The organism is Massilia sp. CFBP 13721 (assembly GCF_014842025.1).
Lineage (GTDB): Bacteria > Pseudomonadota > Gammaproteobacteria > Burkholderiales > Burkholderiaceae_D > Telluria.
Window position 1 is genome coordinate 18,725 of record NZ_JACYUY010000021.1, and the last position, 24,955, is coordinate 43,679.

Below are 24,955 nucleotides of genomic sequence, written 5' to 3' on the forward strand. Positions count from 1 at the left end.
CGGCCTTGACGCAGGACGCGCCAGGCCGGCGGACACGGAGCACGACGCGCCGGCATGCACGCATGCCGGCGTACCAAGCACGCAAGCGGCCAGCCGCTTACACCACCCCGCGCGACCTGAGCGCCGCAATCTCGCCGTCGCTCCTGCCCAGCACCTCGCGCAGCACTTCGTCGGTGTGCTGGCCCAGCAGCGGCGGCGCCTTGTCGCTGGTCGCGGGCGTGGCCGACATTTTCATCGGGCTGCGCACCAACGTCACCTTGCCTGCCGACGGATGCGGCAGGTCGACCGCCATGGCGCGCGCCTGCACCTGTTCGTTGGCGAAGACTTCGCCGACGTCGTTGATCGGCCCGCACGGCACGCCGACCGCTTCCAGCGCGGCGATCCATGCGTCGCGATTGCGCGTGGCGACCATCTCGGCCAGCAGCGGCACCAGCACGTCGCGGTTGGCCACACGCTGCGGGTTGGTGGCGAAGCGCGGGTCGCTTGCCAGTTCCGGGCGGCCGCCGGCGTCGACGAACTTCTGGTACTGGCCGTCGTTGCCGGCGGCGACGATGATGTGGCCGTCGGTGCAGGCGAAGGTCTGGTAGGGGACGATGTTGGCGTGCGCATTGCCCCAGCGTTTGGGCGCCTTGCCGCTGTTGAGGTAATTGCTGCCGACGTTGGCCAGCATCGCCACTTGCGTATCGAGCAGCGCCATGTCGATGTACTGGCCTTCGCCGCTGCGGTCGCGGTGGGTGAGTGCCGCCAGTACGGCAATCGTCGCATACATGCCGGTCATCAGGTCGGTCAGCGCCACACCGGCCTTTTGCGGGCCGCCGCCGGGCAGTTCGTCGCGTTCGCCGGTGACCGACATCAGGCCGCCCATACCCTGGATCAGGAAGTCGTAGCCGGCGCGGTGCGCGTACGGGCCGTCCTGGCCGAAGCCGGTGATCGAGCAGTAGACCAGGTCCGGCTTGACGGCTTTCAGCGACGCGTAATCGAGCCCGTAGCGTTTGAGCTGCCCGACCTTGTAGTTTTCCAGCACCACGTCCGCGTGGCGGGCGAGTTCGCGGATCAGCGCCTGCCCTTCGGGGCTGGCGATATCGACCGTCACCGAGCGCTTGCCGCGGTTGGCCGACAAGTAATAGGCTGCTTCGCCGGTATCGCGGCCTTCGGCGTCCTTCGCATACGGCGGGCCCCAGGCGCGGGTGTCGTCGCCGCAGCCGGGACGTTCGATCTTGATCACGTCGGCGCCGAGGTCGGCCAGGTTTTGCGCGCACCAGGGGCCGGCCAGCACGCGCGACAGGTCGAGCACACGGATATGGCCCAGCGCCTTGGGCGCGCCGTTGACGTTGGCGGTGTCGGTCATGGTGTTCCTGGCAAGGTTGACGAGGGGACGATTATAGCCGGCTGCGTTCGGCGTTCGGCTAGCTGCGCGACCCCGGCTCGCGCAAGCCGGCATCGTTCAACTGCTCGGCGAACAGGTCGCGCTCGCGGTCGACGATGCTGTCCACGGTGCGCTCGTCGAGTCCCATCGATTCGAGCACAAAGGCGGACAGCTGCAGGCTCGCTTCCAGCGTCTCCGGCACCACCACCGTCGCGCCGGCACGCTTGAGCGAACGCGCGTGGCGTTCGTCGCGCGAGCGCACGAACAGCGGCACCTCGGCGAAGTCGCGGCGGATGCCGCGCACGGCCTGCAGCGATGCGGCCGGATTGTCCATGGTCAGCACGATCGCCGGCGCTTCTTCCGCATTCACGAGGCGCAGCAGTTCCGGGCGCGCTGCGTTGCCGAAGTAGACCGGGACGCCCTGCGCGTGCAATTTCGACACCAGCGTGGCATTGTTCTCGAAGGCGATGAAGGGGATGTTCTGTGCGGAGAGCAGCTTGGCCAGTTGCTGGCCGACGCGCCCGAAGCCGGCGATGATGATCTGGCCGCGCGCGCCCGCCAGCGCAGCGGCGTCGTGCTCCGCCTTACGCTCACTGAGCGCGCGTTCGTCGCCGTCGCCGATCGCGCGTCCCAGACGCGCCAGCAGCGGCGTGATGAACATCGACAGGCCGACCGCCAGCATCACGCGCGCGCCCAGGCCGGGATCGAGCAGTTTCGCGCTCACCGCATAGCCGAGCACGATGAAGGCGAATTCGCCGCCCTGGGCCAGCAGCAGCCCGCCCTCGGCTGCGCGGCCCCAGGGCAGGCGGCCGGCGCGAAACAGCAGTGTCACTACCAGCGCCTTGGTCAATACCAGGCCGCAGACGACCGCCGCCAGCCACAGCGGCGCCTCGAGGATCTGGCGCGTATCCATGCTCATCCCGACCGTCATGAAGAACAGGCCCATGAGCAGGCCCTTGAACGGCTCGACCATCAGCTCGACTTCGTGGCGGAACTCGGTCTCGGCCAGCAGTAGGCCGGCGACCAATGCGCCCAGCGCCATCGACAGGCCGGCCGCGGCGGACAGGCCGGCGATGCCGAAGGTACTGAGCAGGATCAGCGCCATGAACACGTCCGGCTGGCGGTGGCGCGCGAAGGCCTTGAACAGCGGGTGGATCACGCGCCGCCCGACCAGGTAGATGAGCGCGATGGCGCCGCCCGCCTTGGCCAGCGTGACCAACGCCAGCGTGGCGGCGCCGTCGCCGCTGCCGCGCGCCAGCACGCCGAGGACGACCAGGATCGGCACCACGGCCAGGTCCTGCAGCATCAGGACCGCGAAGGCCGCCTGGCCGAGGCGGCTGCCGGTGCTGTTTTGCTCGCTCATCAGCTGCATCACGACCGCGGTCGACGACAGCGACAGCACCAGGCCGAGGATGGCGGCGGTGGCGAACGGCTGCCCCAGCAGCATGACGGTGCCGCCGATCAGCAGGGCGCTGGCCAGCACCTGCAGCGTACCGGCGCCGAACACCCAGGCGCGCATCGCCCACAGGCGTGCAGCCGAGAGCTCGAGTCCGATCATGAACATCAGGAACAGCACGCCGATCTCGGCCAGCATCGAGACTCCGGGCCCGCTGGGGAAGGTCAGCCAGGCGAGCCAGGGAAACTCAGCCGCGTGCAGCCCGAGTCCAAAAGGGCCGGCCAGCGCGCCCACCGCCAGGAAGCCCAGCACCTGGTTGATGCGCAGGCGCTGAAGAAGCGGGATGAGGATGCCGGCGAGGATCAGGAATAGGATGATCTCCCGGAAAAACGGGAAAGCGTGTTGCTCTTGCACGGATGGCGGCCTTGGCGTTGACGGAGTGATCGATTTTATAACGGGCCGCTTACATCCACAGGCGGACCATCCAGAAGGATTCGTCGCTGGCGAAGCGGTTCACGTGCCGGCCGTGCCGGCCGGGCGGGTGCTGCTCGATCCGGACACGAACGTCCACTTCGCCACCGGGCGCATGGCCGGCCACGAATTTTCCAATGCGCCGACGCGCAACGCAGCACCCGCTTGCCAGGCGCGCTCGCAGCGACGCCGGGCTACTGGAACAGGTGCTTAGTATTCTACGCTCAGGCTCAGATGGAACGGAACCATCATCTGGCAAGGCTGGCCGCCGCAGCGCGCCGGCTTGTAGTTCACCAGCCCGGCGAGTACCCCGGCCAGGCGCCTGGCCTCCGGATCCTCGAGGCCGATCGAGGTGACCGACGCCACCTTGCCGTCGGCGCCAACCAGTACGTAGACGCGCACATCCTCGTTGATCTGGTACTTGCCGGCCAGTTCGGCCATCCTGGCGTAGAAAGACTGCGGTCCCTTCACCGGGTAGGGCGGTTCGTCTGCCTCATCCAGCGCCGGGTAGCGGTCACGGACGATACGCTGCTGCGCCGACGTCAATTTTTCCCATCCGGCGTTCAGCGGAAGCGCCGAGGTGCTGATCTTGCGCGCCATGCGCGACCCGACCGGCGCGTTGGCGTCGCGTAGCGCGTACGTCTCCTTTGGCGGCTCTTGTACGCGGGGAGGCGGCGCGACGTCGATCCGCTTGCCGTCCAGGAAGCCGACCTGGGCGCGGCGTCCGCTGCCGGCAAAGGTCATGATGCCGCTGCCGTCGCGCATGCCCTCGCGCCAGCGTCCTTCGTACGCGCCGCCGAGCAGGTAGTGCATGGTGCCGTTGCCGTCCGGTTCGCCATCCTTCCACTCGCCCTGGTAGCGGTTGCCATCCGGGAACAGGGCCTGGGCCACGCCGGTACGTTTCCCCATGCGCACCTCGCCCTCGTACTGCATGCCGTCGGCATCCTTGAAATAGCCCTTGCCGTCGGGGACGCCCCCGGTGACCGTGCCGACGTAGATGCCGCCGCCGGGCAGTGCGAGCTTGACCTCGCCCACTCCCGGCTTCAATTCCTGGGCATGAACGCCGAGGGAGCAGCCCAGGGCCAGGCCGAGGGCAACGAGAAAGGCGGCAGCTTGCACGGATGAACTCCCTATTATTTTGCTGACATTGATTTTCAACGAATTGCTAACTGATCGTCAACAATCATTGTTCAGCATGGGGGAGTTGCATCCTTGCAATTTGAGCAGGGTCAGGAACTCTGCATCTGAAAGGCCTCGGCCGGCGTTTCTTCCTGCTGGCGATGTCCGCTTGCCACGGGCTGACGCGATTCGGCAGTTTTCACCAGTTCCTCGTACTCCGGATCGTCGACGCCGCGCAGTTCGAGGTAGCGCTCGAGCGCATTCTCCAGCTTCGGCAGCAGCATCGCGCGTTCGCTGTGCAGCACGCTGTAGCGGGGGCGCGCGGCCGGCAGCGCCAGGGCGCTGGAGGACTGCGCCACCAGGGTGCCGGCCGGGATGCCGGCCTTGTCCGCCGCCATCCGTGCCAGTTCGTACCAGGTGACGGAACCGACGTTGTTCAGGTGCCAGACACCGGCTTCGCGGTCGATGGCCAGATCCAGGCAGGTATGCACCAGGTCCGGCACATAGGTCGGCGAGACGGTCATGTCGTCGGCGGCGACGAAGGCCTCGCCGCGTTCGAGTGCGTTCAGCGCGAGCGTCACGAAGTTGTGCTTGTCCCAAGGGCCGAAGAAGGCGCTGGTGCGCACGACCAGGGCGCCCGGGTGGGCAGCCAGCACGGCCTGCTCGGATTCGGCCTTGCTGCGGCCATACACGTTGAGCGGCGTGAGCGGATCGCTCTCGACGTAGGGCGCTTCCTTGCGGCCGTCGAAGACCAGGTCGCTCGAGAAGGTGGTCAGGTGCACGCCATGGCGGGCGCAGGCCGCGGCCAGGGTGGCGGCGCCGGCGGCGTTGTCGCGCATGCAGCGCTCGACGTCGGCTTCGGCATCGTCCACGCGCACGTAGCCGCTGGTGTTGATCACGGCCCAGGGTTGATGGTGGGCCAGCGCGCGCTCGACCGAGGCCGGGTCGGCGATGTCCATGTCGTGGCGCGACAGCAGTTTATAGGCGATGTGGCGCTTCTGGCAGATGCGCGCGAAAGCACGGCCCAGGGTGCCGGTGGCGCCGGTGATCAGGATCGGGGCAGGGTTGCGTCCGATCAGGCGCTGGCCGTCGGCGGCGATCGATGTCAACGCCGCCGGCGTGGCGACCGGCGTGCACAGGAAGCGGCCCGGACGGCGCCACCAGCCCGGACCATGCAGGACCGGGTGCGACAGCGGCTTGCCGCTCGACAGTTCGCGCATCATGGCGGCCAGCGCGGTCGGGCGCGGCATGGGCGAGCGCACGTCGAACGGGCCCGGTTCGTAGTAGCCGCGGTTTTGCGTGACCAGGCTGTTCCAGTCGAAGGAGCCGAGCAGTGACCAGACCGTGACGGCGCGCAGGTCGACGCCATTCGTGCGCGCCGCTTGCGCCGCTTGCCAGATCTCGAGCAGCCAGCGCAACTGGTCTTCGCGGTTGGCGTCGATGTGGGCTTCGGTGATGGCGATCGGCAGGCGGTAGCGGTCCCAGGTTTCGGTGAGCAGGGGGCCGATGCCGGCCGTTGGCGTCGCCAGCGCGCGCGAGGCTTCGATGTCGGCGCAGGGAATACCGTCGGCGACGCCGCGGTGGTGCTGCGGGTAGCGCTCCGGACGGTGGTCGAGCCAGCGCTCGCTGGTGACGTAGTAATTGACGCCGATCACATCCGGCGGGCAGGTATTGTCGCGGAACCAGAGCAGGTCGGCCAAGTCGACGCCGGTGCCGGTGAGATATTTCCACAGCTTGTGTTCCGGGCCTACGGTGCCGCACAGCAGGTCCCAGGCCAGCCAGCGGCGTTCGTTGTAGAACTCGGCCACTTTGGCCAGTTCCGGCGTGCTGTAGGTCTTGCCGAGGTCGTCGGTCTGCACCAGCTTGGCATTCGGATTGACCTTGCGGATCTCGCGCATGCACAGCACCACGGCCTTGCACTGGATCAGCAAGGCCTGGATGAAACTTTTATCGTCGCGCGCATGCGGGTACCAGACGCCATACAGGCCGGCAAAGCGGGCGGTGGTGCAGGGTTCGTTGACCGGGGTGTAGTACTCCAGCCATGGGTAGCGGGCGGCGACGGCGCCGGCATACTCGGCCAGGCGTTCGGGGAAGGCGGGGTCGAGCAGGCTGGTGTCGCGCGGGCCGCTGCCGTGGTGGATCAGGCCGGCGATCGGGGTGATGCCGGCCTCGCGCAGGGCGGGCAAGCGTTCGTCGGGCCAGGACCAGTCGGCCTTGTCGATGCCGTCGGGTGCGGTACGCTCCCACAGGACGGGGTAGCGGATGGCGCGGATGCCGGTCGCGGCAAAGCGTCCGATATCGCAGTTGCGCAGGGCATGGCCATTGCGCTCTAACTGGCTGAAGTATTGGTCTTGCACACGGTTGACAGTGCATTCAAGGCCGCCCCAAAGTTCGAGTGGGCGGGGTTGGCTGTTCAGGCTCGTGTTATTCATGATTTCACCACTTGTTAGAATTTTTACAACAAAATACTTTTAGACGGTCACCGAAAACATAAAGTTCGGACTAATCGACCGTTTTGGATCTGCCGTTGCTCGCTAACAAGGACAAGCGCCTCGGCATACTTTCATGTTCGCCGGTAACGCTTCCCCCTGTCGCGTTCGGCTCGACTTCCGGTTGACAGCGCGCCGTCAACCTGCAAACATGCCATCCATGAAATTTATCAATCCACATTTCTCGCTTTGCACCTGGTGGCGCCGCTGACGACGCGCGGCCCAGACGAGAAGATGTGACTCACATGAACGCCGCCTCGATTCAGGCGGCGTTTTTTTTGGCGCGGCGGATATCGGGGCACATACAAGGAAAACCGATGAATTCCCCTGTTACCACCGCTCCAGCCCCCGTCATCCTGACCGGCGACCGCCCGACCGGCCCTTTGCACCTCGGCCACTTCGTGGGCAGCCTGCGCAACCGCGTTGCGTATCAACACGAATACAGCCAGTTCATCATGCTCGCCGACGCCCAGGCGCTGACCGACAACATGGATGACACCGGCAAGGTACACCGGAACGTGGTCGAGGTGGCGCTCGATTACCTCGCGGTCGGGATCGATCCGACGCGCTCGACGATCTTCATCCAGTCCCAGGTCCCGGAACTGGCCGAGTTGACATTCTATTATCTTAATCTCGTGACTGTCGCCCGTTTGGAGCGCAACCCGACCGTCAAGACGGAAATTGCACTGCGCAACTTCGAGCGCGACATCCCGGCCGGCTTCCTGACCTACCCGGTCAGCCAGGCTTCCGACATCAGCGCCTTCAAGGCGACCCTGGTGCCGGTGGGCGAAGACCAGATCCCGATGATTGAGCAGTGCAACGAGATCGTGCGCCGCTTCAACCGCCTGGTCAGCAAGGACATCCTGGTCGAGTGCAAGGCGCTGGTACCGGAAATCGGCCGCCTGCCCGGCATCGACGGCAAGGCGAAAATGAGCAAGTCGCTGGGTAACACCATCAACCTGGGCGACAGCCCCGACCAGATCCGCGCCGCCGTCAAGCAGGTCTACACCGATCCGCTGCACCTGAAGGTCTCGGACCCGGGCCACGTCGAAGGCAACGTCGCCTTCCTCTACCTGGACGCCTTCGACACCGACAAGGTCGCGCTGGAAGAAATGAAGGCGCACTACACGCGCGGCGGCCTGGGCGACAGCATCGTCAAGAAGCGCCTCGACAGCGTGCTGCAAGACATGCTGGCGCCGATCCGCGCCCGCCGCGAAGAGTTCGCGCAGGACAAGGGGCAGGTGCTGCAGATGCTCAAGGAAGGCACGATGAAAGCGCGCGAAGTGGCGGCTGGTACGGTGGACGAAGTGCGTCGTGCGCTGGGGCTGTCGTACTTCTGATTTTTTCGTCGTACTGCGCATGACGTGTCTTCGTCGAACCGGCTGCGCAGACCGGTAAGGTGGGCGGATTTTCCGCCCACGCGCTCAACGCACGTTCGCAAACCGCGGTGCGACTATGCGGCCGCTGGTTGAACGCGTGGGCGGCGCAAAAGTCGCATCGGTGCCCGCTTCCGGGTGTAGCCGCCCACCCTACGAGGATGTGAAAAAATCGCCATGGCTGCGTTGCCTCGTCTCGCCGTACACTCGTACTGTCTTCGACTCGGCGCCTTGCCCTGACTTTTTTTCACATCCTCTACGTCCTGCTAACGACGGTTCGTCAGATCACCCGACGCCACCGCCGGTATCATTCCACGCTCCCTCCAAAGCATACGCTTGGCATCCCGCCTTGAGCCATGACAAGCTCCATCCCGGCTGAACATCGCCGTTCATTTATTCGAGAGGAAATGAATCATGAGCAAAGGATTGCGGTTGACCGAAAAGTGGCTGCACCGCGCCCTGTGGCTGGTGGCATTCGCGTTCGCCAGTTTTCTGATCGGCCTGGGTGGGCAACTGGTCGAAAACATGGCCGATGTCGAAGCGCCGCCGACGCTGGAACAGTTCATCGACCCGGCGCAGCTGGCGGCCGTGCGCGCCGAGGAAGAGGGGGCGGACAAGCGCCAGACCGCCGCGCGCGCGCAGCACGAACAGGCAGCCGAAAAGCACGCGGTGGCCAGGTCGAACACCCGCTCGGCGCGCGCCACCTTCGACAACTGGCTGGCCACGCGCAGCGTCACCGCGCGTCCCGACCAGGACCCGGAACTCATCGCCCGCACGAAGGCGCTCGATGCCCTCGAAGCGGACGAGCGGCGCGCGCTGGCCGCCGTCGAAACGCAGCGCCAAGCGATGCTCGACGCCGCCCAGCAGGCCGAACGCGCGGCGCGGCGCCGTGCCGACCTCGAGTTGCCCGCGCAGGTCAAGCGCGACCAGGCCAGCGCAGCGCAGGAACTGCGCGTGTTCGGCTACCGCCTGGCATTGACCCTGCCCCTGCTGGTCGCAGCCGGCTGGCTGTTCAAGCACAAGCGCCAGGGAGCGTCCTGGCCATTCGCCTGGGGTTTCATCTTTTTTGCCCTGTTCGCCTTTTTCTTCGAGCTGGTGCCCTACCTGCCCAGCTATGGCGGCTATGTGCGCTACATCGTCGGGATCATCGTGACCGTGGTGGCGGGGCGCTATGCGATCGCCGCGCTGCAGCGCTACCTGGCGCGGCAGAAAGCGGCCGAAGCGCTGCCGGACGCGCAGCGTCGCCAGACGCTCAGCTACGACACGGTGCTGGTGCGGTTGGGGAAGGGCGTGTGCCCGGGTTGCGAACGCCAGGTCGACCTCAAGGATGGCGCCACCGATTATTGCCCCCATTGCGGCATCGGCCTGTTCAACCGCTGCGGCGGCTGCGCGACGCGCAAGAACGCGTTCGGGCGGTTCTGCTTTGCGTGCGGAACCGCGGCGAACACAAGTTTGCCGGATTAGAGGAATAGACGTAGAGTAACGGGACCTCGAGAAACCGTAGCGAGCGGAAGGAGCGCTGGCCGAGAAGCGCAGCTGTACGGTTGTACAGCGAGCATCGCAGGTCGGCGCTCCGACGCGCAGTAGGTTTATCGAGGTACCCCCACTCAGTCTTTCAGGTCGGCCGGCACTTTACCGCCATTGGCGGCCAGCTTGTTCATCACTTGGCGATGCAGCCAGATGTTCATCTTGGCCGAATCCGACGTGTCGCCGGTGTAGTGCAGCTCGGCCGCCAGTTCCTTGCGCGACTGCAGGCTGCTGTCGAGGTCGAGCAGTTTCAGCAGGTCGACGATCGAGGTGCGCCAGTTCAGTTGCTGGCCCGATGCCTGCAGCTTGCTGTTGAGGATAGCTTCGACGTCGACCTGGTCCATCGCCACCGGGGCGGGCGCAGCAGGTGCGGCAGCAGGAGCCGGCGCAGGTGCAGCCGTCGGGGCGGCCGGCGCCGTTGGACGCGGTGCGGCCGGTGCATTTTGCGCCTGCGCTTTGGCCTGCGCTTCCTTGGCCGAAGGCGAGTTCGGGAAGATTTTATTGAAGATATTGCTCAGAATGCCCATGTGGTGCTCCTTTTGTTGTTGGGGGAAGGTGGTTCAGCGACGCTGGATGCCCTGCGCCATGTGGCCGAGTGCGATAGCGAGCGCCGCGGCGCCAAGCGCCTTGACCGCCGTCGGGTGCTCGGCATAAAAGTCGCCCATACGGTCGACAATGCTTGGATTCTGTTGTTCCGCTTTTTCGGCGATTTCCTTGACCTGCTCCGGCGAGACCTGCGAAGCCTGTTCCGGCGTGACGCGCGCGTTGGCGCCGCCGCCGAGCAGGTTGCCCAGCACGCCACCCAGCGCGCCACTTTGGAGGGCGCTGATCACGGCCGGGCCAGCGCTGGCAATCAGCTGGTTCAGCATGCCTGCACGCTGGTCGGGATTGCTGTTGCCGAACATCTGGGCCAGCATTTGGGGGAAGGGCGGCGTCTGGTCCGAACGCAGCGCCTGGGTCACGCCCTGGGCCACGGATTCGCGCGGGGCATTCTGTGCGGCGCGTTCGAAATCGTCCGGCGCCTGCGCCGGCGTCGCGCCGGCGGCGTTACCCAAGTATTGCTGCAACAAATTTCCTAAATCGAAAGACATGACGTTCTCCTGCATGAATGACAACAGAGATCGAGGGTAGGGCAGGAGTTCGGCGGCTTCGGTACGGTATCGAACGCTGTTGATATAAAACCGCCGTATCGGTGCCGACTAGCAATTTCACGCATGCGGCGCTAAGCTGACCGGATGCCGTATCTGCCCATTTTCCTGTTTGCCGCCATCTATGCAGCCGCCATGCTCGCCTGGGACCTGCCCTGGCTGGTCGGCGGCGCCTACCTGATGAGCAGCGCCACCTGCTTCGTCGCCTACGCGCTCGACAAGTCGGCCGCGCGCAACGGCAACTGGCGTACGCCCGAGCGCAGCTTACTGCTGCTGGGGCTGGTCGGCGGCTGGCCGGGCGCGCTACTGGCCCAGCAATGGCTGCGCCATAAAACGGTGAAACGCTCGTTCCGGCAACTGTTCTGGTGCACCGTGGTGGCCAACGTCGCCGGCTTCGTCTGGCTGTCGTCGCGGCTGGGGCACTGAGATGGCAAACCTGCCCGGTGCCTGGCCCTATCCGCGCGTGCTGGCCCACCGCGGCGGCGGCACGCTGGCGCCGGAAAACACGCTGGCCGGACTGCGCGAGGGATTAAGATGCGGCTACCGCGCCATCGAATACGACATCATGCTGGCGCGCGACGGCGTACCGGTGGTGATGCATGACCCCTATCTGGGACGCACCGTGGCCGGTTCCGGCAACGTGTTCGACTACGACGCGGCCGAACTGGCGCTGCTCGACGCCGGCGGCTGGTTCGCGCGCGAACACGAGGGCGAACCGGTGCCGTTGTTCGTCGAATTCGCCGGGTTCTGCAAGGCGCATGGCGTGTGGATGAACATGGAGATCAAGCCGGCGCCCGAGTACGACATCGAGACCGGCGGCACCGTGGCGCGCATCGCCGCCGCGCTGTTTGCCGACGAGATCGCGGCCGGCGAGATGGACCGGGTACCGCTGCTGTCCTCGTTCAGCATGCTGGCACTCGAGGCCGCGCGCGAAGTCGCGCCCCAGGTGCCGCGCGCCTGCCTGATGAGTGAATTGCCGCCCGACTGGGAACGGCGCGCGCAGGCGGTCGAGGCGGTGGCGATCCATACCAATCACCGGCACCTGACGCCGCAGCTGGCGCAGGAGGTGCGCACGGCAGGGTATGGGTTGTTTTGCTATACGGTCAATGGTCCGGCGCGAGCGCGCGAGTTGCTGGCGTGGGGCGTCGATGCCTTCTGTACCGATCGTATCGACCTGATCGGCCCATATTTCGCGTAGGGTGGACGGCTTTGCCGTCCACGCGTTCAGCCAGCGGAAGAAATATCGCGCAGCTGATCTTGCGGGGATTGACGCGTGGACGGGAGACCCGTCCACCCTACGAATGCAACCGCGGGTTTTTCAACTTGCGATGCCATCTTCCTATTGACTTCCCTACGCTATAATCCTTGCTTTATCTACCGCACTGCGCTCCTTCCGCCCCCACCAACATGAAATCTTCCGAAATTCGCGAAAAGTTCCTCAAGTTCTTTGAGTCCAAGGGCCATACGATCGTACGGTCCAGCCCCCTCGTGCCGGGCAACGATCCGACCATGTTGTTGACCAACAGCGGAATGGTGCAGTTCAAGGACGTGTTCCTCGGCCTCGATTCGCGCCCGTATTCGCGCGCGACCTCGGTGCAGCGCTGCGTGCGCGCCGGCGGCAAGCACAACGACCTGGAAAACGTCGGCTACACCGCGCGCCACCACACCTTCTTCGAGATGCTGGGTAACTTCAGCTTCGGCGATTACTTCAAGCGCGACGCTATCAACTATTGCTGGGAGCTGCTGACCAAAGTCTACATGCTGCCCGCCGAAAAGCTGACCGTCACCGTCTACTTCGAAGACGACGAAGCCTACGACATCTGGGCCAACGAGATCGGCGTACCGAAAGAGCGCATCATCCGCATCGGCGACAACAAGGGTGCGCGCTACGCCTCGGACAACTTCTGGCAGATGGCCGACACCGGCCCATGCGGCCCGTGCACCGAAGTGTTCTACGACCACGGCGCCGACATCTGGGGCGGCCCTCCAGGCTCGCCGGAAGAAGACGGCGACCGTTTCATCGAGATCTGGAACCTGGTGTTCATGCAGTTCAACCGCGACGAATCAGGCGTGTTGACCCCGCTGCCGAAGCCGTCGATCGACACCGGCATGGGCATGGAGCGCCTGGCCGCCGTGCTGCAACACGTGCACAGCAACTACGAGATCGACCTGTTCCAGGCACTGATCAAGGCAGCCGCGCGCGAAACCGGCGCCACTGACCTGAACAACAATTCGCTGAAGGTGATCGCCGACCACATCCGCGCGGCGTCGTTCATGATCGTCGACGGCATCATCCCGAGCAGCGAAGGCCACGGCTACGTCCTGCGCCGCATCATCCGCCGCGCGCTGCGCCACGGCCACAAGCTGGGCCAGACCCGTCCGTTCTTCTTCAAGCTGGTCGAAGACCTGAACATCGAGATGGGCACGGCGTATCCGGAACTGCTGGACGCGAAAGAGCGCGTCGCCCAGGTGCTGAAGGCCGAGGAAGAACGTTTCGGCGAGACGCTGGAAAACGGCATGAAGATCCTGGAAGCGCAGTTGGCCAAGGATGCCAAGAACCTCGACGGCGCCACCGCCTTTACCCTGTACGACACCTACGGCTTCCCGCTCGACCTGACCGCCGACATCTGCCGCGAACGCGGCGTGACGCTCGACGAAGCCGGCTTCACCGCCGCCATGGAACAGCAGAAGAAAACCGCGCGCGCTGCCGGCAAGTTCAGGATGGCGGCCAAGGTGGAGTACGCGGGCGAGAAGACCAAGTTCGTCGGCTACGAATCGCTGGTGCACAACACCCACGTGCTGGCGCTGTATGCCGAAGGCGTCTCGGTGCAGGAATTGAAAGCTGGCCAGGAAGGCATCGTCGTGCTCGACACGACGCCGTTCTACGCCGAGTCGGGTGGCCAGGTGGGCGACCATGGCGCCATCCGCGCTACCGGTGGCGAGTTCGAAGTGGAAGATACGCTGAAAATCCAGGCCGAAGTCTTCGGTCACCACGGCGTGCTGCGTTCGGGTTCGCTGAAGGTCGGCGACACCGTCGACGCGCAAGTCGACCAGGCCAAGCGTGCGCGCACCATCCGCAACCACTCGGCGACGCACCTGATGCACAAGGCGCTGAAGGAAGTCCTTGGCAGCCACGTCCAGCAGAAAGGCTCGCTGGTCGATCCCGATAAAACCCGTTTCGACTTCAGCCACAACGCACCGGTGACCCAGGAGCAGATTGCCCAGGTCGAAATGATCGTGAATCGCGAGATCCTCGAAAACCACGCGACCCAGGCGCAGAACATGTCCTTCGACGACGCCGTCAAGCATGGCGCGATGGCGCTGTTCGGCGAGAAGTACGGCGACGAAGTGCGCGTGCTCGACATCGGCTCCTCGAAAGAGCTGTGCGGCGGCGTCCACGTGACCCGCACCGGCGACATCGGCCTGTTCAAGATCGTGTCGGAAGGCGGCGTCGCCGCCGGCATCCGCCGCATCGAAGCGGTGACGGGCGAGGGCGCGCTGGCCTGGGTGCAGCAAACGAACGCGGGCCTGCTGGCCGCTGCCTCGGCGCTGAAGACCGGCCCGGACGAACTGCCGTCGCGCATCGCCCAGGTGCAGGATCAGGTCAAGGTGCTGGAAAAGGAAGTCGCCGCATTGAAGTCGAAGCTGGCGGCGGGGCAGGGCGACGAACTGGTGAACCAGGCAGTCGACGTCAACGGCATCAAGGTGCTGGCCGCGACGATGGAAGGCGCCGATGTGACGAGCCTGCGCGAGACCATGGACAAGCTCAAGGACAAGCTGGGCACGGCCGCGATCGTGCTGGCGAGCGTGCTCGAGGGCAAAGTCAGCCTGATCGCGGGCGTGACCAAGGACGCGACCGGTAAAGTCAAAGCCGGCGAGCTGGTCAACTTCGTCGCCCAGCAGGTCGGCGGCAAGGGCGGCGGCCGTCCGGACATGGCGCAGGCGGGCGGTACCGATCCGTCGGGCTTGCCGGCGGCGCTGGCCGGCGTGGCCGGCTGGGTGGGCGAGCGCGCGTAATCGTTCGCTGTAGGGTGGACGGCTCCGCCGTCCACGCGTTCGGCGCACGGTGGAGCACCTGCTACGGCTGTTATATCACTGGTTGAACGCGTGGACGGGAAACCCGTCCACCCTACCCATATGCGTAGGAAACCGCTCGCATCCCGCTTCAACGCATCAAAACGGTGCGCAAACCCGCTGCATTTCCCGGTAATCTTTCCCCCACGTCATCCATCCCGGTGCAACCACGCAACATTTCGTGACTATTTTGGTGCGGCGCGTCATAATCCAGAAATTGGAGTAGACTCCAAATCCAGTATCACCACCTAAGCAGGCATGCGATGAGCGACACCATTCTCGACACTGACACGATTCAATTCCAGAAGGATCTGGATGCGCGCGGCCTGAACTGCCCGCTGCCGATCCTCAAAGCCAAGAAGGCGCTGGCCGAGCTGGCTTCCGGCGAGGTGCTGCGCATCACGGCCACGGACACCGGTTCCGTCCGCGACTTCCAGGCGTTCGCCAAGCAGACCGGCAACGCGCTGCTGCACCACTCGCACAGCAATGGCGAGTTTGTCTTCCTGATGCGCCGCAAGTAAGCGCTTTCCAGATCGCCGGCGGGGCGCATGCTGCCCCGCCAGTTCCCTTTTGTACCCGAGCGCACGTTTTTGGAAGCATCCCTCTAGCCAAAAATCGCACGATCGTGCTTTAATTTAGTTCTGCAGCAGTTTTTCTCTTATAATCTGCACCACTTTAGCGAAGTCTACCTCTTCAATTTTTCAAAGGCACACCTATGAAAGTCCTGGTACCCGTCAAACGCGTGGTCGACTATAACGTCAAGGTCCGCGTCAAGTCCGACGGCAGCGGCGTGGATATCGCCAACGTCAAGATGTCGATGAACCCGTTCGACGAAATCGCGCTCGAGGAAGCGACCCGTTTGAAGGAAGCCGGCAAGGTCACCGAAGTGGTGGCGGTTTCGATCGGTGTGCCGCAGTGCCAGGAAACCCTGCGCACCGGCATGGCCATCGGCGCCGACCGCGGCATCCTGGTGGAAACCGCGGGCGACACCGAACCGCTGGCCGTGGCCAAGATCATGAAGGCGCTGGCCGACAAGGAACAGCCGCAGCTGATCATCCTCGGCAAGCAGGCGATCGACGACGATTCGAACCAGACCGGCCAGATGCTGGCAGCCCTCTTGGGCTGGCCGCAAGCCACCTTTGCTTCGAAAGTCGTGCTGGAAGACGGCAAGGTCACCGTGACCCGTGAAGTCGACGGCGGCCTCGAGACCGTGGCCCTGAACCTGCCGGCCATCGTCACCACCGACCTGCGCCTGAACGAGCCGCGCTACGTCACGCTGCCGAACATCATGAAGGCCAAGAAGAAGCCGCTGGAAACGATCAAGCCGGCCGACATCGGCGTCGACGTGACTCCGCGCCTGAAAACCCTGAAGGTCGTCGAGCCGGCCAAGCGCTCGGCAGGCATCATGGTGCCGGACGTCGCCACGCTGGTCGCCAAGCTGCGCACCGAAGCCAAAGTCATCTAATAAGGAAACATCATGGTCGCACTCGTCATCGCTGAACACGACAATGGCTCCCTCAAGGGCGCAACTCACCACACCGTGACCGCCGCTGCCCAATGTGGCGGCGAGGTGCACGTGCTGGTCGCCGGATCGAACTGCGGCGCCGCCGCCGAAGCCGCCGCGCAGATCGCCGGCGTCTCCAAAGTGCTGGTCGCCGACGCGCCGTACTTCGCCGACGGCCTGGCCGAAAACGTGGCCGAGCAGATCCTGGCCGTCGCCGGTTCTTATTCGCACATCCTGGCCCCGGCCACCGCCTACGGCAAGAACATCCTGCCGCGCGTGGCCGCCAAGCTGGACGTGGCGCAAATCTCGGAAATCACCAAGGTCGACTCCCCGGACACCTTCGAGCGCCCGATCTACGCCGGTAACGCGATCGCCACCGTGCAGTCGACGGATGCGGTGAAGGTCATCACCGTGCGCGGCACCGGCTTCGATGCAGCAGCAAGCACCGGTGGTTCTGCCGCCGTCGAATCGATTGCAGCTGCAGCGGACTTCGGCAAGTCGGCCTTCGTCGGCCGCGAGCTGGCCAAGTCGGACCGTCCGGAACTGACCGCCGCCAAGATCATCGTCTCCGGCGGCCGCGGCATGGGCTCGGGCGACAACTTCAAGCTGCTCGAACCGCTGGCCGACAAGCTCGGCGCCGCCATGGGCGCCTCGCGCGCCGCGGTCGACGCCGGCTACGTGCCGAACGACTGGCAGGTCGGCCAGACCGGCAAGATCGTCGCGCCAACCCTGTACATTGCGGTGGGCATCTCGGGCGCGATCCAGCACCTGGCCGGCATGAAGGATTCGAAGACGATCGTCGCCATCAACAAGGATCCGGAAGCGCCGATCTTCTCGGTGGCGGATTACGGCCTCGTAGGCGACTTGTTTGAGGTTATCCCAGCCCTGGTCCAGGAACTCGGCTGATCTACGTAGGGTGGGCTCCGCCCACGCGGTGATACGTACCGGCTCCGATCTCGTGCTCGACGATCTTGCTGCCGCGTATCACCGCGTGGGCAGAGCCCACCCTACAAAAACACAGGCCACGCTGGTCCGGGCATCACGCCCGGCTATCGTGGCCTGTTTCACATCCAAAATCTGAGGAGATATCGTGAGCTACCAAGCCCCGATCAAAGACATGCTGTTCGTCCTGAACGAACTGGCCGGCTTGCAGCAGGTGAGCCAGCTGCCAGGCTGCGAAGACGCTACAAGCGACACCGTGGAAGCTGTACTCGAAGAGAACGCGAAATTCTGCGGCGAAGTCATCGCGCCGCTGAACCAGCCGAGCGACAAGGAGCCGAGCTTCTGGCACGACGGCCAGGTCACGACCGCCGCCGGCTTCAAGGTCGCCTTCCAGGCCTTTGGCGAATCGGGCTGGCAGGGCGTGCAGCACCCGACCGAATTCGGCGGCCAGGGCTTGCCGAAGCTGGTCGCCACGCCGTGCACCGAGATGCTCAATGCCGCATCGATCTCGTTCGCGCTGGTCGCACTGCTGACCGACGGCGCCATCGAAGCGTTGCTGACGGCTGGTTCCGACGCGCAGAAAGCCCTGTACCTTGAGCCGCTCATCTCCGGCAAGTGGACCGGCACCATGAACCTGACCGAGCCGCAGGCCGGTTCCGATCTGGCCGCCGTGCGCACGCGCGCCGTGCCGCAGGGCGATGGCACCTATAAAATTTTCGGCACCAAGATCTACATCACCTACGGCGAGCACGACATGGCCGAGAACATCATCCACCTGGTGCTGGCGCGTACGCCGGACGCGCCGCCGGGCGTGAAGGGTATCTCGCTGTTCATCGTGCCGAAGTTCATGATCAACGAGGATGGCACCCCGGGCGCGCGCAACGACGCCCACTGCGTCTCGATCGAGCACAAGCTCGGCATCAAGGCCAGCCCGACCGCGGTGCTGCAGTTCGGCGACAACGGCGGCGCCATTGGCACCCTGGTCGGCGAAGAAAACCGCGGCCTCGAATACATGTTCATCATGATGAACGCGGCCCGCTTTGGCGTCGGCATGCAGGGCATCGGCCTGGCCGAACGCGCCTACCAGCAAGCCGTCGCTTTCGCGAAAGAGCGCGTGCAGTCGCGCGACCTGGCGGGTTCCACCGGTCCGGTCGCCATCATCAACCACCCGGACGTGCGCCGCATGCTGATGTCGATGCGCGCCCAGACCGAGGCCGCCCGTGCGCTGGCCTACGTCGGCGCCGGTATCTCGGACGTCGCCCACTATCACGCGGACGAAGCGACCCGTAAAGCCAACCTCGCCGTCTACGAATACCTGGTCCCGGTGATCAAGGGCTGGTCGACCGAGATGAGCGAACACGTCGCGCGCGACGGCGTGCAGGTGCATGGCGGCATGGGCTTCATCGAAGAGACGGGCGCCGCGCAGCACTACCGCGACGCCAAGATCCTGACGATCTACGAAGGCACGACCGCGATCCAGGCCAACGACCTGGTCGGCCGCAAGACCGTGCGCGACGGCGGCGCAGTGGCGAAGTCAATCATCGCACAAGTGCGCGAGACCGAGGCGGCGCTGGGCGAAGTGCAGGGCGCCGACCTTGCCGCGATCCGCCGCCAGCTGGAACTGGGTTCCGCGGCAATGGAAGAGGTCGTCGACTTCGTCGTCGCCAACGTCAAGTCGGACATCAAGGGCGTGTTCGCCGGTTCCGTGCTGTACCTGAAGCTGGCCGGCATCGTGCTGGGCGGCTGGCAGATGGCGCGCGCGGCCCTGGTCGCGCAGCAGAAACTGGCTGCGGGCGAGGGTGACGCTGCGTTCCTGCGCGCGAAGATCGCCACCGCGCGCTTCTTCGCCGACCACATCCTGTCCGGCGCGGGCGGCCTGCGTGCGGCCATCGTCGAGGGCAGCGCCGGTGTGCTGGCGCTGGAGGTCGATCAGTTCTGATCGGCGTCGTCTGACGATCGAAAGCGGCCTGCGGGCCGCTTTTTTTGCTTTTGTAGGGTGGGCTCTGCCCACGCGGATGCACCCTTTGTATCGCCGAACAAGCAATTCCTTCCCACTTAGCCTGCCCACCATTGCGTGATGGCACAACGTCGCCATTTTGCTGAGCTTGATCCAGGTTAAACGAAACACGACGGCCGAGTCCGTAAAGTCGTTTCACCCATCCATACCTGGAGCTCACAATGAAAAATTTACCTACCACGCTTACCCGGATCATCCGCCTGCCGGCGCTCGCTATCGCTTCCCTGACCGTGCTGGCCGCTTGCGGCGGTGGCGGTGGTTCCGACCGGCCACCGGTGCAGACCAACCCCGACCCGGTCCAGCCGAGTCCGCCGCCTGCACCCGAGCCGACGCTCGCCACTACCTTCACCGACCTTGTCGCGGCCACCAGCGGCAATGCGCCCGGATGGGGCGCCTGGACCGCGCCTGCCGGCCGGGTGCCGGTCGGCGGCGTCGCCTGCACCGGCACGATCACCTACCATCAACACTCGCTGGTATCGATCTACAAGGAAGGCACGCGGCTCGGCTTGCCCGACAACCTCGGCCGCAGCGGCTGCACCTATGAATTGCATACCCACGACGTGATGGGCATGGTGCACATGGAAGCGGATGTCGCCAAGAAATTCACCCTGGCCCAGCTCTTTGCGCTCTGGGGCCAGCCGCTGGGCGCGAATGGCACGGCTGGCCTGGCGGGACCGGTGCGTTTCTACCTGGTCGAGAATGAAAAATTGACGCGCTATACCGGCGATCCGGCTGCGCTGGAACTGGTGCCGCACCGCGAAATCGTGATCGTCAGCGGCGCCGCGCCGGCCGTGTTGCCGAAATACCGGTGGCCGGCCGGGTTGTGAGCGCGGCGCAGCCTGCTCAGCCGTAGGCGCCGCCCGTGTACAGCAGGTCGAACAGGCGCGCGATGGTGGCGATCAGCAGCGTCGCGCCGACCAGCAGGGTGCTCACCAGCAGCACGGCCAGCACCCAGGTCGAGCGCGTCGCCGTACCTGACGCGGCATTGAAGCGGGCATCCCATTGGTCGTCGGGCGTGAGGCCGATGACCAGGGCGCCGATGCAGGCGGCGATGGCCGAGACCAGCAGCGGCAGCAGCGCATAGAAGGAATGCAGGCCATTGGCGTTGCTATAAATGATGCCGGCGATCGGCAGGCTGCTGATGTGCAGCAGGCCGATGCGGTCGACGCCGCCATGCAGGTAAAAGCGGTGCGCGCCCAGCGTCCCCAGGACGAGCGCCAGCGCGGTGGCCAGCGTCTTTTTTTTGTGTGCCATGCAGTTGCAGTTGAAAAGATGAACGGATGTGTTACACGAAAAGGCAGAGTATCGTCCATAAACGTGACAAAGGCATTAACTTTTATGTAAATGCAATGTATCGGCAGGTGAGCCCGGGAGGCTGGGAGAGGGGCAGGTAGCCGTCGCGTCAAAAATAGCGGATAATGCCCGATTCAGCCGGGACTGCGCGCCCCTCTTATTAACGCTTGCTGGTACCCGGCATTGCGCGCTATAATCGTCGGCTTTCTCCGTCCAGCACAACTTTTTGGAATTATTATGGTCGTTATTCGTTTAGCTCGTGGAGGCGCCAAGAAGCGCCCGTTCTTCAACATCGTTGCAACCGATTCGCGCAACCGTCGCGATGGCCGTTTCATCGAGCGCATCGGTTTCTACAACCCGATGGCTTCGGGCGCCGAAGTTGGCCTGCGCATCACCGCTGACCGTCTGGCCTACTGGCAAGGCGTTGGCGCACAACTGTCGCCAACCGTCGCTCGCCTGGTCGCTCAGCAGACGCCAGTCGCAGCAGCCTAAAGCAAGGTACCAGGTTTGGCCGACTCAGTTGCCGCAGTTGCAAGCGGGGCGCAAGCCCCTGACGACCTGACCCAGGTCGGGTATGTGGCCGGTGCCTATGGCATCGCCGGCGCCATCCGCGTTACGCCGTTCTCGACGGATGCCGATGCGCTGCTGAACGTGAAAACCTGGTGGCTCGACAAGCCGAGCCTGCGCTCCGTCACCGTGCGGACCGTGAAGATGCATGGTGGCGACGTGGTCGCCACCCTGGTCGGGATGGCTGGCCGCGATGCCGCGGAGGCGCTCAAGGGCGCCGCCGTGCACGTATCGCGCGCCGAGTTTCCCGCGCTTGAAGAAGACGAGTATTACTGGTCCGACCTGATCGGCATGGATGTCGTGAACCTCGAAGGCGAAGCCCTCGGTAAAGTCATCGACATGATGAGCAACGGTCCGCAATCGATCCTGCGAATTTTGCCCGTTTCTGAGCCCGTCGCCGATCCGGAAAGCAGTGAAAAGGCGCCAGAGCGCCTCGTTCCGTTTGTGGACCAGTTCGTCAAGCACGTCGACGTGAAGTCGAAAAAGATTACTTTGGACTGGGGCCTGGATTATTAACCCGGTCTGTTTGAAGCGAGGTCATGATGCAGTTTGACGTCGTGAGCTTGTTTCCCGAGATGTTTGCCGCATTGACGCAGTCGGGTGTCACCCGCCGCGCCTTCGAGCAGGAACGCTGGGGCTTGAGCTTGTGGAATCCGCGCGATTTCACGACGGACCGCCACCGCACCGTGGATGACCGCCCGTATGGCGGCGGCCCCGGGATGGTGATGCTGGCCCGGCCGCTCGAGGCGACGATCGCCGCGGCCAAGGCGCGCCAGGTCGAGCGCGGCTTGCCGCCGCCGCGCGTGGTGTTCATGTCGCCGCAAGGCACACCCTTGACGCACGAACGCGTCATGGCGCTGAAGGATGAGCCGGGCCTGGTCATCCTGTGCGGCCGCTACGAAGCGGTCGACCAGCGCCTGCTGGACCGCGTAGTCGACGAGGAAATTTCGCTCGGCGACTTCGTGCTCTCCGGCGGCGAATTGCCGGCGATGGCCTTGATGGATGCGGTGGTGCGCTTGTTGCCTGGTGTACTGGGCGACGATGCCTCGGCGGTCGAAGACAGTTTCGTCAACGGCCTGCTCGACTCGCCGCACTACACCCGCCCCGACGTGTACGAGGGCGTGCCGGTACCGCCGGTCCTGATGGGCGGCAACCACGCAGAGATTACCAAATGGCGCCGCCAGCGCATGCTGGAAGCGACATGGCAGAAACGGCCGGAATTGTTGGACAAGGCGCGCGCAGCGGGCCAGCTGACAACGGCCGACGAAAAGTTTTTGGCGACGCTCCGCCCTGCGGAGTAAGCTGGAAAATGCACCGCATTGGTGCGAGACACAAGGGCATGTTGCCTTTGCGTTCAACCCCATCCTCTACCGGGCGACGCTTTTGCGTCACAGTGCGCCGGCAAGATGGTTTTTGGAGTCATAAGAATGAATCTGATTCAACAACTCGAACAGGAAGAAATCGCGCGCCTCGGCCGTGCCATTCCTGATTTCGCACCAGGCGACACCGTGATCGTCAGCGTCAACGTCGTCGAAGGCAACCGCAAGCGCGCCCAGGCATACGAAGGCGTCGTTATTTCGCGTCGCAACCGCGGCCTGAACTCGAACTTCATCGTTCGCAAGATCTCGTCGGGTGAAGGTGTCGAGCGTACGTTCCAGCTGTACTCGCCGCTGATCGCTTCGATCGAAGTGAAACGCCGCGGTGACGTCCGTCGCGCCAAGCTGTACTACCTGCGCGAGCGTTCGGGCAAGTCGGCACGTATCAAAGAAAAGCTGCCACAGCGTAAAGTTGCAGCAGCAGCCCCAGCCGCTCAGTAATCGCGTCTGTGGAGAGAGAAAAGGCATCCCCCGGGATGCCTTTTTCTTTATCGGCGCAGTTGTAACAGCGTTGTAACAAGGAGAAAGTTTTGGTGAAGGTGCCCCTGGATCCATCCCGCCTGCCGGTCGACGCCATTGCCGGCGAGCCCGCCATCGACCCCGCCTCCCTGACGGTGGAGCACCTGCGCGCGCGCTTCGCCCGCTCGCGCCTGGCCTGGACCCCGGAGACGCCGGACGAGTCCTGGATCACGCCGGGTTTCAAATTGCGCCGCGCCGCCGTGCTGATACCGCTGGTCGAGCGTCCCGACGGCCTGAGCGTGCTGCTGACCCTGCGCACCGACCACCTGTCGAGCCATGCCGGCCAGATCGCCTTTCCCGGCGGCCGTGCCGAAGAGCTCGATTCGTCGCCGATCGAAACCGCGCTGCGCGAATCGGAAGAAGAAATCGGCCTGCACCGGCGCCACGTCTCCATCGTCGGCGTGCTGCCCGACTACATCACCGGCAGCGCCTACCGCGTCGCGCCGGTCGTGGCACTGGTCAAACCGCCGTTCGAGCTGACCGCCGACCCGGGCGAGGTGGCTGAAATCTTCGAAGTCCCGCTCGCTTTCCTGATGAACGGCATGCACCACCAGCGCATGTCGGTCGAACTGCCGGAAGGGAAGGGCACGCGCAGTTTTTATGCGATGCCGTATGAACGTTTCTTTATCTGGGGCGCGACGGCAGGGATGTTAAGAAACCTGTTCCATTTCCTGCGTGCATAAAAAATCTTACAAGCCGTGATTTGATTATGGCCTTGACCTGCGCTATCGTAGCGGGCAGCGTGGTATTGCCATAACAAAAGAAGGACTTGCATGACATTTTTTTCCATCCTGTGCGCACTGATCATCGAGCAGCTCAAGCCGCTGCGCGCGGATAACCAGGTCTATGGCGGCATCAAGGGCCTGGCGATGCGGATCGAAGGCTGGTTCAATGCCGGCGAGCCGAAGAACGGCCGCATGGGCTGGTTCCTGATGATGGCGGTGCTGGTCGTGCCGGTCGCGCTCATCTATTGGGTGCTGCAATACTATGGCCTGGTGTTCCTGGCCTTTGCCTGGAACGTCGTCATCGTCTACCTGACGCTGGGTTTCCGCCACTACAGCCATTATTTCACGGCGATCCAGCTGGCCCTGAACAGTGGCGACGAAGCCACGGCGCGCGTGCTGCTGGCCGAGTGGGCGCGCATCGACACGGTCGGCATGGATGGGACCGAGATTGCCCGCATCGCCGTCGAGAAATCCCTGATCACGACCCACCGCAGCGTGTTCGGCGTGTTTTTCTGGTTCCTGATGCCGGGCGGACCCGCCTGCGCGGTGCTGTACCGCGTCTCCGAATACCTGGCGCGCGCCTGGAACGAACCCGAGCACATGCGCAACGAAGCCTTTGGCGAGTTCGCCGCGAAAGCCTTTTACTGGATCGACTGGATCCCGGTGCGCCTGACCGCGATCGCCTTTGCCGTGGTCGGCAATTTCGAGGATGCCATCTACGCCTGGCGCAATTTCGCCAACCGCTGGGCGGACGAGTCGCGCGGCATCATCCTGGCCGCCGGCGGCGGCGCCATGGGCGTGCGCCTGGGCACCCCGAACGAGAACGCGCCGCAACTGCTGCCGGTCGACGCCGCCATGGTCGACCTGAGCGATGCCGACACCGACGTCCTGCCCGGCGAAGAGCCGAGCCTGCGCGCACTGCAAAGCACGGTGGGACTTGTCTGGCGCGCCCTGATACTATGGATGATTCTTCTTTTACTGTTGTCGAGCATGGCCTGGTTGGGTTGACGCGAAAGCGCGTTCGGACGCCCCGTCCCGAAAGTTGT

General features: G+C 64.6%; 23 protein-coding genes. 16 read left to right on the plus strand and 7 right to left on the minus strand.

The genetic code is table 11. The features are described 5' to 3' along the window. Positions 1-97: 97 nt before the first annotated feature. The 4 genes from IFT60_RS18675 to IFT60_RS18690 all read right to left on the minus strand — a co-directional run bounded on the left by IFT60_RS18675 (position 98) and on the right by IFT60_RS18690 (position 6,784). Positions 98-1,348 (minus strand): CaiB/BaiF CoA transferase family protein, encoded by a 1,251-nt coding sequence (locus IFT60_RS18675; RefSeq protein ID WP_192054339.1) that lies wholly within the window; start codon positions 1,346-1,348, stop codon positions 98-100. Positions 1,349-1,406: 58 nt separating this feature from the next. Next, positions 1,407-3,176, minus strand: coding sequence for a cation:proton antiporter domain-containing protein (locus tag IFT60_RS18680; protein WP_192054341.1), 1,770 nt, complete (start codon positions 3,174-3,176; stop codon positions 1,407-1,409). A 267-nt stretch (positions 3,177-3,443) separates the two neighbouring features. After that, positions 3,444-4,352 carry an MORN repeat-containing protein gene (locus tag IFT60_RS18685; protein WP_192054343.1) on the minus strand — a complete coding sequence of 303 codons (909 nt, stop codon included), beginning with the start codon at positions 4,350-4,352 and terminating at the stop codon, positions 3,444-3,446. 110 nt (positions 4,353-4,462) lie between these two features. Further along, a complete protein-coding gene (locus tag IFT60_RS18690; RefSeq protein WP_192054345.1) occupies positions 4,463-6,784 on the minus strand; it encodes an SDR family oxidoreductase in 2,322 nt (773 codons plus the stop codon). Positions 6,785-7,158: 374 nt separating this feature from the next. Here IFT60_RS18690 and trpS point away from each other — a divergent pair, with 374 nt between their 5' ends. Both trpS and IFT60_RS18700 read left to right on the plus strand, forming a co-directional pair. After that, complete coding sequence (gene trpS, locus IFT60_RS18695) at positions 7,159-8,181, plus strand: tryptophan--tRNA ligase (RefSeq protein WP_192054347.1); 1,023 nt, start codon at positions 7,159-7,161, stop codon at positions 8,179-8,181. Positions 8,182-8,631: 450 nt separating this feature from the next. Then, positions 8,632-9,681, plus strand: coding sequence for a zinc ribbon domain-containing protein (locus IFT60_RS18700; protein ID WP_192054349.1), 1,050 nt, complete (start codon positions 8,632-8,634; stop codon positions 9,679-9,681). Positions 9,682-9,824: 143 nt separating this feature from the next. Here the strand turns inward: IFT60_RS18700 and IFT60_RS18705 are convergent, their stop codons facing one another. Next, positions 9,825-10,271, minus strand: coding sequence for a DUF3597 domain-containing protein (locus tag IFT60_RS18705; RefSeq protein WP_192054351.1), 447 nt, complete (start codon positions 10,269-10,271; stop codon positions 9,825-9,827). Between the two features lie 33 nt (positions 10,272-10,304). Beyond that, entirely contained in the window at positions 10,305-10,835 is a 531-nt protein-coding gene (locus IFT60_RS18710; protein ID WP_229510979.1) for a hypothetical protein, read from the minus strand. Positions 10,836-10,979: 144 nt separating this feature from the next. On the opposite strand from IFT60_RS18710, the gene IFT60_RS18715 reads away from it, so the two are divergent. From IFT60_RS18715 to IFT60_RS18750, 8 genes are all read left to right on the plus strand, one after another. Beyond that, positions 10,980-11,318, plus strand: coding sequence for a DUF1294 domain-containing protein (locus IFT60_RS18715; protein WP_192054353.1), 339 nt, complete (start codon positions 10,980-10,982; stop codon positions 11,316-11,318). Between the two features lies 1 nt (position 11,319). Then, positions 11,320-12,090, plus strand: coding sequence for a glycerophosphodiester phosphodiesterase (ugpQ, locus tag IFT60_RS18720; RefSeq protein ID WP_192054355.1), 771 nt, complete (start codon positions 11,320-11,322; stop codon positions 12,088-12,090). Between the two features lie 209 nt (positions 12,091-12,299). Next, positions 12,300-14,909 (plus strand): alanine--tRNA ligase, encoded by a 2,610-nt coding sequence (gene alaS / locus IFT60_RS18725; protein WP_192054357.1) that lies wholly within the window; start codon positions 12,300-12,302, stop codon positions 14,907-14,909. A 320-nt stretch (positions 14,910-15,229) separates the two neighbouring features. Beyond that, positions 15,230-15,487, plus strand: coding sequence for a sulfurtransferase TusA family protein (locus tag IFT60_RS18730; protein ID WP_192054359.1), 258 nt, complete (start codon positions 15,230-15,232; stop codon positions 15,485-15,487). 194 nt (positions 15,488-15,681) lie between these two features. Further along, complete coding sequence (locus IFT60_RS18735; protein ID WP_192054361.1) at positions 15,682-16,431, plus strand: electron transfer flavoprotein subunit beta/FixA family protein; 750 nt, start codon at positions 15,682-15,684, stop codon at positions 16,429-16,431. Between the two features lie 12 nt (positions 16,432-16,443). Then, positions 16,444-17,376 carry an electron transfer flavoprotein subunit alpha/FixB family protein gene (locus IFT60_RS18740; protein ID WP_192054363.1) on the plus strand — a complete coding sequence of 311 codons (933 nt, stop codon included), beginning with the start codon at positions 16,444-16,446 and terminating at the stop codon, positions 17,374-17,376. 184 nt (positions 17,377-17,560) lie between these two features. Next, positions 17,561-19,351, plus strand: coding sequence for an acyl-CoA dehydrogenase (locus IFT60_RS18745; protein ID WP_192054365.1), 1,791 nt, complete (start codon positions 17,561-17,563; stop codon positions 19,349-19,351). Positions 19,352-19,590: 239 nt separating this feature from the next. Next, positions 19,591-20,256: a hypothetical protein gene (locus tag IFT60_RS18750; protein WP_192054367.1), complete on the plus strand. Its 666-nt coding sequence runs from the start codon at positions 19,591-19,593 to the stop codon at positions 20,254-20,256. Positions 20,257-20,272: 16 nt separating this feature from the next. Here IFT60_RS18750 and IFT60_RS18755 read toward each other — a convergent pair whose 3' ends face one another. Beyond that, positions 20,273-20,683, minus strand: a complete 411-nt coding sequence (locus IFT60_RS18755; RefSeq protein ID WP_192054368.1) for a TM2 domain-containing protein — start codon at positions 20,681-20,683, stop codon at positions 20,273-20,275. 276 nt (positions 20,684-20,959) lie between these two features. On the opposite strand from IFT60_RS18755, the gene rpsP reads away from it, so the two are divergent. The 6 genes from rpsP (at position 20,960) to IFT60_RS18785 (ending at position 24,917) form a co-directional block, all read left to right on the plus strand. Continuing rightward, complete coding sequence (gene rpsP / locus IFT60_RS18760) at positions 20,960-21,214, plus strand: 30S ribosomal protein S16 (protein WP_192054370.1); 255 nt, start codon at positions 20,960-20,962, stop codon at positions 21,212-21,214. 15 nt (positions 21,215-21,229) lie between these two features. After that, the gene (rimM, locus tag IFT60_RS18765) at positions 21,230-21,805 is read left to right on the plus strand and encodes a ribosome maturation factor RimM (RefSeq protein WP_192054372.1); all 576 of its coding nucleotides are present in this window, start codon (positions 21,230-21,232) and stop codon (positions 21,803-21,805) included. Between the two features lie 26 nt (positions 21,806-21,831). Further along, positions 21,832-22,590: a tRNA (guanosine(37)-N1)-methyltransferase TrmD gene (gene trmD / locus IFT60_RS18770; RefSeq protein ID WP_192054510.1), complete on the plus strand. Its 759-nt coding sequence runs from the start codon at positions 21,832-21,834 to the stop codon at positions 22,588-22,590. Between the two features lie 126 nt (positions 22,591-22,716). After that, positions 22,717-23,106: a 50S ribosomal protein L19 gene (rplS, locus tag IFT60_RS18775; RefSeq protein ID WP_192054374.1), complete on the plus strand. Its 390-nt coding sequence runs from the start codon at positions 22,717-22,719 to the stop codon at positions 23,104-23,106. An 89-nt stretch (positions 23,107-23,195) separates the two neighbouring features. After that, positions 23,196-23,867: a CoA pyrophosphatase gene (locus tag IFT60_RS18780; protein ID WP_192054376.1), complete on the plus strand. Its 672-nt coding sequence runs from the start codon at positions 23,196-23,198 to the stop codon at positions 23,865-23,867. Positions 23,868-23,957: 90 nt separating this feature from the next. Beyond that, a complete protein-coding gene (locus IFT60_RS18785; protein WP_192054379.1) occupies positions 23,958-24,917 on the plus strand; it encodes a CobD/CbiB family protein in 960 nt (319 codons plus the stop codon). Positions 24,918-24,955: the final 38 nt, after the last annotated feature.